Origin of the sequence: Nocardioides sp. YIM B13467, assembly GCF_042788075.1 — a bacterium.
Taxonomy (GTDB): Bacteria; Actinomycetota; Actinomycetes; order Propionibacteriales; family Nocardioidaceae; genus Nocardioides.
Genome location: NZ_JBHZPJ010000046.1, coordinates 3,387,496 through 3,399,613, shown reverse-complemented (window position 1 = coordinate 3,399,613; position 12,118 = coordinate 3,387,496). Strand labels below are relative to the sequence as shown.

Here is a 12,118-nt window from a genome sequence, read left to right as displayed (position 1 = left end):
GTCAATATTGAGTCAATGGAGGTTGAGAGACAGCCGGAGCTGGAACGCCGGGCGAAGATGCATGCAGCGCTCGGTGATCCGGTGCGACTTCGGATCGTCGACAGCCTTCAGATGAGTGATGCCTCCCCCACGGAGCTCGCCGGGATGCTGAACGTCCCGTCGAACTTGTTTGCTCACCACGTGCAGACCCTGGTGAGCGCAGGCGTCGTGTCCCGTCATCATTCCGAGGGCGACGGGAGACGCACGTACCTGCACCTCGAGCAGGATGCGCTCGAGAGCCTGGGCACCGCGTCCCCCGTGGCGGTGCCCAGGCGTGTCCTGTTCGTGTGCACCGGCAACTCGGCCAGATCCCACCTCGCCGCGGCGCTGTGGCGCCAGGTCAGCACGATCCCGGCTGCCTCTGCCGGCACCCACCCTGCGGAGCACATCAATCCAGGGGCGGTCGAGGTCGCCTCCCGCCACGACCTGGAGCTCCCCGTCGTCGATCCCCGCCATCTCGATGACGTGCTCGACCCGGACGATCTCGTGGTCACCGTCTGCGACCGCGCCCACGAGACGCCGAAGGTCCGCGGCGAGCTGCACTGGTCGATCCCCGACCCGGTGGGCAAGGGTCCCGAGGCCTTCGACGCCGCGTACCTCGAGCTCCAGCACCGAATCAGGGTGCTCGCCTCCCGTTTCGATTCCTGACCCCACATCCCCTCACCCCAGGAGAGCCTCGATGAACACCGACGGATCAGCGACCGACAACAAGCCGGGCGTCCTCTTCCTCTGCGTCGAGAACGCCGGCCGCTCCCAGATGGCGCTCGGCTTCTTCGCCCACTACGCCGGTGACCAGGCGATCGGCTGGTCCGGGGGCTCGGCTCCGGCCGCGGCCATCAACCCGCTCGCCGTCGAGGTCATGGCCGAGCTCGGGATCGACATCTCCGGGGAGTTCCCGAAGCCCTGGACCGACGAGGTCGTCCGGAGCGCGGACGTGGTCATCACCATGGGGTGCGGCGACTCCTGCCCGTTCTACCCCGGCAAGCGCTACGACGACTGGAAGGTCACCGACCCGAAGGGCGGCGGAATCGAGCACGTGCGCGGCATCCGCGACGAGATCGAGCAGCGGGTGCTCACCCTGCTCGGCGAGCTCGGCGTGACCCCGGAGCACTCGATCACGAGAGCGTGATCGGCGCCCGGCTGATCGTGAAGATCTCCTCGCTCGGCGCGGGGGTCCCGCAGCAGCCGCCGCCGTTGGCGCTCTCCGGGTCGTCGAAGGCTCCGGCGCCACCACAGACCCCGGTGTCGGGCAGTTCGAGCTCCACCCGGGCGGCTGCGTCGTGGTCCCCGGCGAGCTCGGCCACCACGCTGCGTACCTGCTCGTAGCCGGTCATCGCCAGGAAGGTCGGCGCGCGGCCGTAGGACTTCATCCCGACGAGGTAGAGGTCGGGCTCGGGCTGGGCGAGGTCCTTGGCGCCGGTCGCGCTGACCGAGCCGCAGGAGTGCAGGTTGGGGTCGATCTGGACCGCGATGTTGCGCGGCGCCTCCAGCGTCGGGTCGAGGTCGAGCCGCATCTCACTCAGGAAGCCCAGGTCGGGACGGTAGCCGGTGAGCACGACGATCTGGTCGGCCTCGATGGCGCGACCGTCCTCGGCGATGACGGTGGCGCCGTCCATCCGCTCCGTGCGGAACCCGGTCACCAGCTCGACCGAGCCGTCCTGGACCGCCTTCCTCGCGCGTACGCCGAGGGCGCCCCGCTCCGGGAGCTCGTCGGCCTCGCCGCCGCCGAAGGTGTTCGTCGAGACCGCGCGGCGGATCGCCCAGGTGATCTTGGTTTCCGGGTTGTCCTTGGCGATGGCGGTGAGCTCGTTGACGGCGTTGAACGCGGAGTCACCCGCGCCGATCACGACCGTGTGCCGTCCTGCGTACGCCTCGGGGTGGGCGCGGTCCGGAACGGCGTAGCCGAGCGCGCCCGCGGCGTGTGCGGCACGCTCCCCGAGTGCCGGGAGGCCATCGGCGCCGGCCGGGTTGGGCCGGCGCCAGGTGCCGGAGGCGTCGATCACGGCCCGTGCCTCGATGCGTTCCTCGGTGCCGTCCGCACCGGTCATGTGCAGGACGAACGGCTGCTCGGCGCGGTCGGCGTCGACCAGGCGGTCACGGCCCTTGCGGGAGACGCCGGTGACCGTGGCGCCGTAGCGGACATGGGCCCCGAGAGCGTCGGCGAGCGGGACGAGGTAGTGCTCGCGCCACTGGGCGCCGGTGGGATACCCCTTCTCCGGTGCCTCCCAGCCGGTCGGCTCCAGGAGCCGGGCGGCGGCCTTGTCGACCAGCTCGGGCCAGGCCGAGAAGAGTCGTACGTGGCCCCACTCGGCGACGGCTGCCGCAGGCTCGCTCCCTTGCTCGAGCACGAGCGGGGTGAGGCCGCGCTCGAGGAGATGGGCGGCGGCCGCGAGGCCCTGGGGGCCGGCGCCGATGACGGCAACGGGAAGTTCGGTCATGATGCTCCTCAGATTCAAGAACGTCGATATGACGGCGACCCTAGGCGACGTATCGACGCCCGTCAATATCATTCGCTAGACTCGTCCTCATGACCGTTCTTCCCGTGCTTCCGTCCGCCGCCGTCGCGTGCTGCTCGCCGGTGACCGCAGGCGTCCTCGACGACGACCAGGCCGAGGCGCTGGCGCGGATGTTCAAGGCGCTCGGTGACCCCAACCGGGTCAAGCTGCTCTCGATCATCGCGGCCGCCGAGGACAACGAGGCCTGCGTCTGCGACCTCACCGAGCCGGTCGGGCTGTCCCAGCCGACGGTCTCCCATCACATGAAGCTGCTGGTCGAGGCCGGGCTCGTCACCCGCGAGCAGCGCGGCAGGTGGGCCTACTTCTCCATCGTCCCCGGCGTCCTCGACTCGCTCGCGGGCGCGCTGGCGTCCCGTTCCTAGGCTCCGCGCCTGGTGGGCCCCCGGGTCACCGGGTCGCCGCGGCGATGACGTCCAGCAGCCGGCGGTGGAGCTCCATGAGCTCGTCGACGCTCATGTCGAGACGCTCGACGATCGCGGGCGGGATCTTCTCGGCGTCGTCGCGCAGCGCACGCCCGCGATCGGTCAGGACGACCGCTAGCGAGCGCTCATCGAGCTTGTTGCGCTCGCGCCGGATGTAGTCCTGGGCCTCGAGGCGCTTCAGCAGCGGCGAGAGGGTGCCGGGGTCGAGCTGCACCTTGCGGCTCAGCTCGGAGACGCGGAGGGGCTCCTCCTCCCAGAGGGCCAGCATGACCAGATACTGCGGGTGGGTCAGTCCCATGGGTTCGAGCAGGGGCCGGTAGAGGCCGATGACGCTGCGGGCGGCGACGGCCAGGCCGAAGCAGACCTGTTGATCGAGTGCGAGCGGGTTCTCGATCTCCGAGAGGGGATCCTTCTTCGTCGGCATGTGAGTTAGCGTACCAATAGTTGGTGCGCAAACAGTTTGCCTGGTAAGAATTGGACCGTGAACGACCAACCGCGACGACCACGCCACCTGATGGACCCGGACAACCCGATCCGGCCCGTCAACGACAAGTCGCTGACTCACGTGAAGCAGTGGGTCGCGTCCGTGCTCGTCGTGTTCACCGTTGCCCACCTGGCGGTCGGGATGGCCATCGGGGCGGTGGCGATCGACCCGGTCTACCAGAGCTCGCGGATCGGGCTGTGCGTCATCGCGGCGGCCTTCGGGGTGCTGGGCCTGGCCGGCGGGTTCCTCATCCACCGGCGCAGCCCGTTCACGCCCTGGCTGATCCTCGGGGTCCTGCCCGCCGCCGTGGGCCTCTGGTTCGTGCTGCGCTGAGGGCAACGCCTGATCTAGGGCGTCCGAACGAGGCGCCGCCCTCAGCGGGAGCAGGTCAGAACAGGTCCGGCACGGTCCAGCCGTCCAGGTCGTACTCGGCCAGGAACTCGTCGGCGAGCCCCTTCATCGCGTCCGCCCCGCCACGGTTCTGGGCGGCGAAGAGGAGCTCGGCCTTCACGTTCTCGTGGTTGCCGGAGTAGTTGCGCTCGTAGAGCTCGTGACGGCCGCCGAACTCGGAGCCGATCGAGTCCCACAGGGCCTTCATGACCTTGACCCGGTCGACGGCGGTGATGCCGTTGGAGCCGCGGACGTACTTGTCCAGGTACGGCCTCACCTCGGGGCTCTTGAAGTCGGCGGCGCCGGAGGGCAGGTAGATCAGCCCTGAGGCGACGTCCTGCTCGATGATCTCCTTGACCCGCGGATAGCCGTGGATCATGAACATCCGGTACGTCAGGCCGTACTCCAGCTTCGGGATGACCGCGTCGCCGACCCACGGCTCGGGGTCACGGGCCATCGACTCGGTCAGCGACCAGAACAGGTTGCGCCAGCCGATCACCTCGCCCACCCGTGTCTGTACGCCACGGAAGCCGCCCGAGCCGGTGGCCTCGAGCGCCTTCATCAGCAGGCCCGCGATGAAGTCGAGCTTGACGGCCAGGCGGGTGCAGCCCTGGAAGGTGAACCGCGGCAGGAACCCCGACTGCGGGAAGAACGAGTTGATCCGGTCGACGTCGCCGTACATGAAGACGTTCTCCCAGGGCACGAGCACCTTGTCGAAGATGAAGATGGTGTCGTTCTCGTCCATCCGGCTCGACAGCGGGTAGTCGAACGGCTCGCCGTTCTGCGCAGCCTGCTCGGTGTAGGAGGAGCGGCAGATCAGCTTGATCCCGGGGGCGTCCATCGGGACGGTGCAGATCAGCGCGAACTGCTTCTTGCGGATCGGCAGGCCGTAGTGGGCGATGAAGTTGTAGTTGGTGATCGCGCTACCCGTCGCCACGACCTTGGCGCCGGAGACGATCAGGCCGGCGTCGGTCTCCTTCTCGACCTTCATGTAGACGTCGCCGACCTCGTCCGGCGGCAGCTGGCGGTCGACCGGCGGGTTGATGATCGCGTGGTTCCAGTAGAGGACCTTCTCCTGGGACTCGCGGTACCAGCGCTCGGCGTTGTCCTGGAACGGGGCGTACAGCTCCTTGTTGGCGTGCAGGGTGCCGAGGAAGCTGGCCTTGTAGTCGGGGGAGCGGCCCATCCAGCCGTACGTCATCCGGGCCCAGCGTGCGATCGCGTCGCGTTCCTTGAGCAGGTCGGCCGAGGACGTCGGGGTCTTGAAGAACGGCATCGTGATGCCGCCGTTGCCGGTGTCGGTCGGCACGGTGAGCTCGTCGACGTGCGGGCCGGTGTGGAGCGCGTCGTAGAGGCGCGCGGTCATCCGCACCGGGTTGCGGAAGGCCGGGTGGGTGGTGACGTCCTCGATCCGCTCGCCGTGCAGGTAGATCTCACGGCCGTCGCGCAGGCTCTCGATGTACTCGTCGCCGGTCATCGGCCGGGAGGCGAAGTTGGTCTGCTGGTTGGCGGGCGAGCCGGCGGCCGGGTTGACGGTCGGCGGGCCGTCGCTCTGGGACTCGGGGGCGAGGGTGTCGGTCATGGTGTCTCTCCTTGGTCTGGCTGTCGGGGTTGGCATCAGTAGTGGGTGGATCGCGGGATCGCGGGGACATCGAGGGCGGTGAACGACGTGGTCGCGTCGAACCAGCCGGTGCTCGGGTCGTCCTGGCAGCCGAGCCAGACGACCTCGGAGGACGGGTTGCCGATGTGGTGGAAGGCGCTGTCGTGGAAGAGCAGCGGCTTGCGGTCGGTGGTGATCACCTCGACGACCTCCCCGAGGAACAGCAGGTGGTCCCCGCCGTCGTCGGTACGCCACGGGCGGCACACCAGCGTCGCGGCCGTCCCGCCCAGCCGCGGCGCGGTTGCGCCCTCGCGCCAAGGGAGCGGGTCGCTGCCGGGGCGGCCGGCGAAATGCATGGCGACGTCGCTCTGGTCGTCGGCGAGGACGTTGACCGCGAAGGCCGCGCCCTCGAGATAGGCGGCCGCATTGGACGTACGCGTCAGGGCGACCTGCACGAGCGGCGGGTCCAGCGAGATCGGGGTGAAGGCCGTGACCGTGGCGCCGTGGTGGGCGCCGTCCGGGGTGCGGCAGGTGATCACGGTGACGCCGGTCGCGAAGCGGCCGAAGGTCGACCGCAGGGTGCGTGGGTCCATGGAGCTCCTCCTTCGTCGGGGCCGCAAGGTGTGTGGCGGCGGTCACGTCGGAGGACGACGCTAGATCCGGATCACGAGGGCGGCGATCCGCTGGGCGAACGGGCTGTCCGGATTGCGCACCGGGTTTCCGGACGCTCTCGGCCATGGCCGGATGCGCTGTTAATGTGAAGGGCGTCACTAGGGGGTGGCAGATGACCACCGGCACTCTCGCCGCATCGTCCGGCGACCTGGAGAGCTTCTCCGACGAGGTCGCCCAGGCGTACTTCCCGCATGCCCTGACCATGCGCGGCCGGCCCGCGCGCCCGGCGGAGCTGCGTGCGGTCGACCTCGGCCCGGTCCGGCTGACCCGGATCGGCTGGGGCGCCGAGGTGTCGGTGGAGTCGGACCATCCGGGTGCCTGGGCGGTCAACGTCCCGCGCAGCGGGGTGCTCGAGGCCAACGTCGGTGGCGCCCACGTGCTCTCGCTCGACGGCCAGGCGACCGTGTGCCCTCCCGACCGGCAGACCAAGATGACGCGCTGGTCGGCAGACTGCTCCATCGTCGGGATGCGGGTCGACCGTGACTACCTGGTCGAGGAGGTCGCGGCCCTGGTCGGCCTGCACACCGACCGGCTGCCCGCCCAGCTCGACCTGCGTGCCCACGGCGCCCGCGCCTGGATCGGCCTGCTCGGCTCGCTCGGCACCGAGGCGATGCGCAACCCGGCGCTGGTGGGCGACGAGCGGGTACGTCACCGGCTGGCAGGGACGCTGACCGCGGCCTTCGTCGCCGCCTGCTTCCCCGAGGAGCCCGCCGTCGGCTCCGTCCGGCCCCGCATCGTCTCCCGCGTCGTCGAGGCCATGGAGGCCGACCCCGCGCGCGAATGGGCCGTCTCCGACCTCGCCCGCGAGGCCGACGTCGGCATCCGCCGCCTCCAGCAGGGCTTCCAGCGCTACCTCGGCCGCACCCCGACCCAGAAGCTGCAGGAGATCCGCCTCGAACGCGTCCACGCCGACCTCCTCGCCAGCCGCGGCGACACGGTCGCCGAGGTCGCCTACCGCTGGGGCTTCACCCACCTCGGTCGCTTCGCCGCCGCCTACCGCCAGGCCTACGGCGTCACCCCGTCCCAGACCCTGCGCTGCCGCTGACCCCCTCGCCGAGTCGGCTCGTCCTGACCGAAACCGGCGCCGAGTCGGCTAGCTGTTGCTGAGGCCGGCCAGGATGGCGAGCGCCCGGGCGAGCAGCGGGCTCTCGTCGCCGGCGCGGGTGGCGGCGACGAGCTCGACGCCGGGGGTGCCGGTGAGGGGGACGTACACGACGCCCGGGACAGCGAGGGCCGCAGTGGGCTCGGGGACGATGGCGACACCGAGACCGGCGGCCACGAAGGTGACCAGGGTCGAGGTCTCGGCGACCTCGTGGGCGATGTGGCTGCGGATCCCGGCGGAGTCGAAGAGCTCCTGGATCATCGCGTTCATCGCCGAGCGGCCGCCGCCGGCGTGGATGACGAGGCCCTCCCCGTCGAGGTCGGCGACACGTACGCGACGGCGACCGGCGAACCGGTGGTCCTTCGGCATCGCCACCAGCAGATCCTCCTGGCGCAGGTGGGTGATCGAGAGGCCGGGGCCCCCGGAGTTGCCCGTGGGCAGGGGGCGGAGCAGGCCGAGGTCGAGGGTGCCGTCGGCGAGCGCCTCGGCCTGGTCCGGCGAGAGCATCTCGCCCCGGAACCCGAACTCGACCTCGGGCAGCTCGGCGCGCAGCGTGCGCGCCAGGGCCGGGAGCAGCGAGTAGGTCGCCGACCCGACGCACCCGATCAGCAGGCGCCCGCGCCGCCCGGAGGCGATGCTGGCGGCCTCGTGGGCGGCGGCGTCCACGGCACCGAGGATCTCCCGCGCCCGTTCCAGGTACGCAGCACCGGCCGGGGTCAGGTCGACCCGCCGCGTCGTCCTGGTGAGCAGGGTCAGTCCGAGCTCGGCCTCGAGCTGGCGGATCTGCTGCGACAGCGGCGGCTGTGCCATGTGGAGCCGCTCGGCCGCCCGGCCGAAGTGGCGCTCCTCGGCGACCGCGACGAAGTAGCGAAGATGGCGTAGCTCCATGCACTCATATTCGCAGAGTCTCAGTCAGTCGGCACTGATCAGCCTGCCGAGGCGTCGCGTACGTCGGCCGAGGCGTCACGTACGTCGGCCGAGTTGGCACCGCGTTGCCAGCTCGGCCGACGCAACTGACGTCTCGGCTCAGGTTGGCAGGGAGTCGCCCTGGACGGCCTGGATGTCCAGCTCCACCTTGAGGGTCGTGCCGATGGCGGCGATGCCGACGGCGACGGCCTGGTTGTAGTTCATCGCGAAGTCCTCGCGGCGCAGCTGAGCGGTGGCGCGGAAGGCGGCGCGGGTGCCGCCCCAGGCGTCGGGGCCGGTGCCGAGGTAGGCGACGTCGAGGTCGACGGAGCGGGTCTGGCCGTGCATCGAGAGCTCCCCGTGGACGGTCCAGCGGTCCGAACCGGCCGGGGTGAGGCCGGTGGAGCGGTAGACGATCTGGGGAAACGCCTCGACATCGAGGAAGTCCCCGCTGCGAAGGTGGTCGTCGCGCATCCGGTTGCCGGTGTCGATCGAGGCGGCACGGATGACCGCCTCGACGCGTGACTTCTCCAGATGGTCCGGCGCGATCTCGACGACCCCGGCGAAGTCGGTGAACCGGCCGCGCACGCTGGAGATGCCCAGGTGCTGCGCGACCGCGCCGACGGTGGAGTGGGCGGGGTCGATCGTCCACGGCCCAGGGGCCGGGAGCGAGGTGTCTCCCTGACGGGTGAGGGTGACGGTGCCGAGCGCAGCCGTCCCCGAGGCCGTCACGATCGCGGTCGCCGCGGTGGGGGACCAGCCGATCGCGGTGACGATCGCGACGTACGGCCCGGGGGCGAGGACGGTGTCGTCGGTGACGACACCGTCCTCGTCGGCCTCGGCGCGCAGCACCTGACCGCCGGCCGTGTCGGTGAGGGTGACGACCGCGTGTGCCACGGCCCAGCCGTCGCGGGTGCGGATCTGTGCGGTCAGTGCCATCGCGGATCAGTCCTCGGGGTGGGAGAGGACGATCTCGTGGCCGTCCACCCCGTGGCCGGTGAGGCTCACGGCGCCGGCCGCCGGCGGGTAGNCCGCGGGCTTCCGCTGGTGGTGGCCGCACGGCCTCGTCGACCCGGTCGAGGTCGCGCGGGAGGTCGACCAGGTCGCCGACGCCGGCTTCGGTGTGCTCGAGGTCGCCGACGTCACCCACAGCCTGCGTGCCCGCAACATCGACATCGACGTCGCGACCCACGGGTGGGGGACGGCGCCGTGGGTGGCCGGCGTCAAGGCCGCGCTCGCGCGGGCGGCGAAGCGGGACGTACGGGTGGACCTGACGGTCGGCCCCTCGTGGCCTGCGGCCGTCTCGACGATCACGCCCGACGACGACGCGGCCTGCACCGAGCTCGTGCACGGACAGGCGGTCGTCAGTGCCGGTTCGTCCTACGACGCAGCGCTTCCTGAGCCCGTCGTGGAGCCGGCGTCGTCGGTGACCCGTGCGGAGCTGGTGACCGTGCAGGCGCACCGCGTCACCGGCTACGTACGCGACCGCAACAACAACATCACCAGCACGATCCTCGACCCGGCCTCCTACCTCGACCTCAGCGATAGCGTCGAGGGCGAGCACCTCACCTGGACCGCGCCGGCCGAGCCGGCCGGCGCCACCTGGGTCGTGCTCGCGACCTGGCAGCGGGGCTCGGGCCAGGAGCCCGAGGCCGGCCCGCACACCTCGCCGCGTGCCTACGTGGTCGACCACTTCAACCGCCGCGGCGCCCAGAAGGTCATCGACCTGTGGCAGGACCGGGTGCTCGACGGCGAGCTGCGTACGCTGCTGCGGGCTGCGGGCGGCTACCTCTTCGAGGACTCCCTCGAGATCGAGACCGAGGCGACGATCTGGACCCGCGACCTTCTCGACGAGTTCGAGGCGAAGCACGGCTACGACCTGCGGCCGTGGCTGCCGTTCGTGCTGGAGAAGGACGAGAAGTACCAGTTCTCGATCGCGGCCGCCGACCCCGCCACCGCCGACAACCTGCGCACCAACGAGATCCGCGACGACTACAACATCGTGCTCTCCGACCTCTACCGCGACCACCACCTGCGCCCGATGCAGGAGTTCGCGAAGACGCTCGGCATGGGCATCCGGATCCAGCCCTACGGCCTGGAGACCGACACCATGCAGCACTCGGCCGTGGTCGACGTACCGGAGACCGAGTCCCTGGGATTCAAGAACCTGGACGACTACCGGGTCATGGCCGCCGGCCGCGACCTCGCCGGCCACAAGGTCCTCTCCTGCGAGGCGATCTGCTACAACGGCGCGGCCTACAACACGACCTGGGGCGCCAACAGCACCAGCCCGACCGCCCAGAACCAGGCCCTGTTCACGATCAACAGCATCTTCGTCGCCGGCGTGAACCAGCTGATGATCCACGGCTTCCCCTACGCGAAGGCGCCCGACGTCACCTGGCCGGGCTTCGCAGCCTTCTCGCCCTACTACAACGGCGCGATCGGCTTCGGGGAGGCCTGGGGGCCGCGCACTCCGCAGTGGCAGCACATCCCCGGCATCGCCGCCTACCTCGCCCGGACCCAGCTGGTGCTGCAGACCGGCGCCCCGAAGTACGACGTCGCGTTCTGGCGCCACAAGGGCTGGGCCTCGACCGGCATCGGCCCGCAGTGGATCACCAACAACGGCACCAAGCTCGGTTGGTCGCACTCCTTCGTCAGCGCCTCCCTGCTCGCGCTCGACGGCGTCGACGTCGCCAACGGCCGCCTGGCGCCGGACGGTCCGGCCTACAAGGCCGTCGTCGTCGGCCCCGACAACCTGCGCAGCAACGCGTTCACGATGGAGATCGACGGTGCGAAGCGGCTGCTCGCGCTCGGCCGCAAGGGCCTGCCGATCGTGCTCATCGGCGACTGGTCGCAGGTCACCGTCGCCGGGCGCGACAGCGAGGCGGCCACCGCCGAGGTGCGCTCGCTGATGGCCCAGATCGGCGCCCTGCCGACCACCCGCACCGTCCCCGATGCCGAGGTCGGCAACGCGCTGGCCGCGCTCGGTGTCGTACGCGACGTCGAGCACGCCGACTCCACGGTGATGCACGTCCGGCGCGTCACCGGGAAGGTCGACCTCTACTACCTCGCCAACGCCCGGCACGCCGAGAACCGGCGGCTCAACCCGGTGCAGCAGGACGTCTGGCTGACCGCCACCGACCGCGCCGCCGTGCCGTGGCTGCTGGACGCGTGGACCGGTGAGGTCACCCGGATCGCCGCCTACGAGCGTGCCGGCGACCGGGTCCGGGTGCGGGTCGACCTCGTTCCCGGGCAGTCCACCGTCGTCGCTCTAGCGGCCCCGGGTGCGGGCGTCGCCCGCTCTGTTCTCCCCGTCGCCACCGCTGGTCAGGCCGTGGTGGCGCGGGGCGCCAACGTCGCGTTGCGTACGACGACCGCCGGCACCTTCCAGCTCACCAAGGCCGACGGCCGAACGGTGAAGGTGGCTGTCGACCGGGTCCGTGAGCCGGTGACGCCGCAGTCCTGGGCCCTCGCGCTCGAGGACTGGAAGCCGGCGAACCCGGTCGACCCCAAGGACCTCGCCACGACGAAGGAGGTCGTGACCAGCGACCTCGCGTCGCTGCAGTCCTGGTCGAAGGTCGCCGGCCTCGAGGACGCCTCCGGCATCGGCCGCTACCGCACGAGCGTCGACCTCGGCACCGACTGGACCGCGGAGGACGGCGCCTACCTCGAGCTCGGCGAGGTCAACGACACCTTCCGGGTGCGCGTCAACGGTGAGCTGCTGGCGCCGTGCGACCCGATGGATCCGGTGGTCGACCTGGGCCACGCCCTGGTCCCCGGCTCCAACACGATCGAGATCGAGGTGGCCTCGACGCTGCTCAACCGGCTGCGCACCGTCACCCCGTCGGTCTACGGCGTGGCGACCAGGCAGAGCTACGGGCTCGCCGGGCCGGTGCGTCTGGTGCCCTACGTCGAGAAGGTGGTGGCCGTATGAGCACCGTGTCTCGGTCGCGAACCCACCCACCGGCCGGAATCACACTGAGACAG

The 12,118-nt window shown here is 70.7% G+C and carries 12 protein-coding genes; 6 read left to right on the top strand and 6 right to left on the bottom strand.

Translation table 11 applies throughout. The features are described from left to right. Window positions 1-15 precede the first annotated feature (15 nt). Together ACFX43_RS23500 and ACFX43_RS23495 are read left to right on the top strand one after the other, a co-directional pair. Window positions 16-687 (top strand): ArsR family transcriptional regulator, encoded by a 672-nt coding sequence (locus ACFX43_RS23500; RefSeq protein WP_378836006.1) that lies wholly within the window; start codon window positions 16-18, stop codon window positions 685-687. Window positions 688-718: 31 nt separating this feature from the next. Continuing rightward, the gene (locus ACFX43_RS23495) at window positions 719-1,168 is read left to right on the top strand and encodes an arsenate reductase ArsC (protein WP_378836001.1); all 450 of its coding nucleotides are present in this window, start codon (window positions 719-721) and stop codon (window positions 1,166-1,168) included. Here ACFX43_RS23495 and ACFX43_RS23490 read toward each other — a convergent pair. Further along, window positions 1,155-2,477 (bottom strand): NAD(P)-binding domain-containing protein, encoded by a 1,323-nt coding sequence (locus ACFX43_RS23490; protein ID WP_378835997.1) that lies wholly within the window; start codon window positions 2,475-2,477, stop codon window positions 1,155-1,157. The two genes, ACFX43_RS23495 and ACFX43_RS23490, sit on opposite strands and share 14 nt — an antisense overlap. Window positions 2,478-2,566: 89 nt before the next feature. Here ACFX43_RS23490 and ACFX43_RS23485 point away from each other — a divergent pair, with 89 nt between their 5' ends. After that, entirely contained in the window at window positions 2,567-2,917 is a 351-nt protein-coding gene (locus ACFX43_RS23485; protein WP_378835994.1) for an ArsR/SmtB family transcription factor, read from the top strand. A gap of 25 nt (window positions 2,918-2,942) precedes the next feature. On the opposite strand, the gene ACFX43_RS23480 is transcribed toward ACFX43_RS23485, so the two are convergent. Further along, window positions 2,943-3,401, bottom strand: a complete 459-nt coding sequence (locus ACFX43_RS23480) for a MarR family winged helix-turn-helix transcriptional regulator (RefSeq protein WP_378835990.1) — start codon at window positions 3,399-3,401, stop codon at window positions 2,943-2,945. Window positions 3,402-3,458: 57 nt separating this feature from the next. Between ACFX43_RS23480 and ACFX43_RS23475 the strand changes: the two genes are divergently transcribed. Continuing rightward, window positions 3,459-3,794 (top strand): hypothetical protein, encoded by a 336-nt coding sequence (locus ACFX43_RS23475; protein WP_378835987.1) that lies wholly within the window; start codon window positions 3,459-3,461, stop codon window positions 3,792-3,794. A gap of 55 nt (window positions 3,795-3,849) precedes the next feature. Here ACFX43_RS23475 and ACFX43_RS23470 read toward each other — a convergent pair whose 3' ends face one another. Then, on the bottom strand, window positions 3,850-5,433 hold the full coding sequence (locus tag ACFX43_RS23470; protein WP_378835980.1) for a 4-hydroxyphenylacetate 3-hydroxylase family protein: 1,584 nt from the start codon (window positions 5,431-5,433) through the stop codon (window positions 3,850-3,852). 35 nt (window positions 5,434-5,468) lie between these two features. Then, window positions 5,469-6,044: a flavin reductase family protein gene (locus ACFX43_RS23465; protein WP_378835975.1), complete on the bottom strand. Its 576-nt coding sequence runs from the start codon at window positions 6,042-6,044 to the stop codon at window positions 5,469-5,471. Window positions 6,045-6,235: 191 nt separating this feature from the next. Here ACFX43_RS23465 and ACFX43_RS23460 point away from each other — a divergent pair, with 191 nt between their 5' ends. Continuing rightward, window positions 6,236-7,168 carry an AraC family transcriptional regulator gene (locus ACFX43_RS23460; protein ID WP_378835970.1) on the top strand — a complete coding sequence of 311 codons (933 nt, stop codon included), beginning with the start codon at window positions 6,236-6,238 and terminating at the stop codon, window positions 7,166-7,168. 48 nt (window positions 7,169-7,216) lie between these two features. On the opposite strand, the gene ACFX43_RS23455 is transcribed toward ACFX43_RS23460, so the two are convergent. Next, window positions 7,217-8,113, bottom strand: coding sequence for a LysR family transcriptional regulator (locus ACFX43_RS23455; protein WP_378835967.1), 897 nt, complete (start codon window positions 8,111-8,113; stop codon window positions 7,217-7,219). Between the two features lie 138 nt (window positions 8,114-8,251). Beyond that, the gene (locus ACFX43_RS23450) at window positions 8,252-9,070 is read right to left on the bottom strand and encodes a YceI family protein (RefSeq protein ID WP_378835962.1); all 819 of its coding nucleotides are present in this window, start codon (window positions 9,068-9,070) and stop codon (window positions 8,252-8,254) included. Window positions 9,071-9,254: 184 nt separating this feature from the next. Between ACFX43_RS23450 and ACFX43_RS23445 the strand changes: the two genes are divergently transcribed. Then, window positions 9,255-12,065, top strand: a complete 2,811-nt coding sequence (locus ACFX43_RS23445; RefSeq protein ID WP_378835959.1) for a glycosyl hydrolase — start codon at window positions 9,255-9,257, stop codon at window positions 12,063-12,065. Window positions 12,066-12,118: the final 53 nt, after the last annotated feature.

Coding starts and splice junctions, on each gene's coding strand:
- ACFX43_RS23500 (WP_378836006.1), top strand. CDS start 16: ATGGAGGTTGAGAGACAGCCGGAGCTGGAACGCCGGGCGAAGATGCAT.
- ACFX43_RS23495 (WP_378836001.1), top strand. CDS start 719: ATGAACACCGACGGATCAGCGACCGACAACAAGCCGGGCGTCCTCTTC.
- ACFX43_RS23490 (WP_378835997.1), bottom strand. CDS start 2,477: ATGACCGAACTTCCCGTTGCCGTCATCGGCGCCGGCCCCCAGGGCCTC.
- ACFX43_RS23485 (WP_378835994.1), top strand. CDS start 2,567: ATGACCGTTCTTCCCGTGCTTCCGTCCGCCGCCGTCGCGTGCTGCTCG.
- ACFX43_RS23480 (WP_378835990.1), bottom strand. CDS start 3,401: ATGCCGACGAAGAAGGATCCCCTCTCGGAGATCGAGAACCCGCTCGCA.
- ACFX43_RS23470 (WP_378835980.1), bottom strand. CDS start 5,433: ATGACCGACACCCTCGCCCCCGAGTCCCAGAGCGACGGCCCGCCGACC.
- ACFX43_RS23465 (WP_378835975.1), bottom strand. CDS start 6,044: ATGGACCCACGCACCCTGCGGTCGACCTTCGGCCGCTTCGCGACCGGC.
- ACFX43_RS23460 (WP_378835970.1), top strand. CDS start 6,236: ATGACCACCGGCACTCTCGCCGCATCGTCCGGCGACCTGGAGAGCTTC.
- ACFX43_RS23455 (WP_378835967.1), bottom strand. CDS start 8,113: ATGGAGCTACGCCATCTTCGCTACTTCGTCGCGGTCGCCGAGGAGCGC.
- ACFX43_RS23450 (WP_378835962.1), bottom strand. CDS start 9,070: ATGGCACTGACCGCACAGATCCGCACCCGCGACGGCTGGGCCGTGGCA.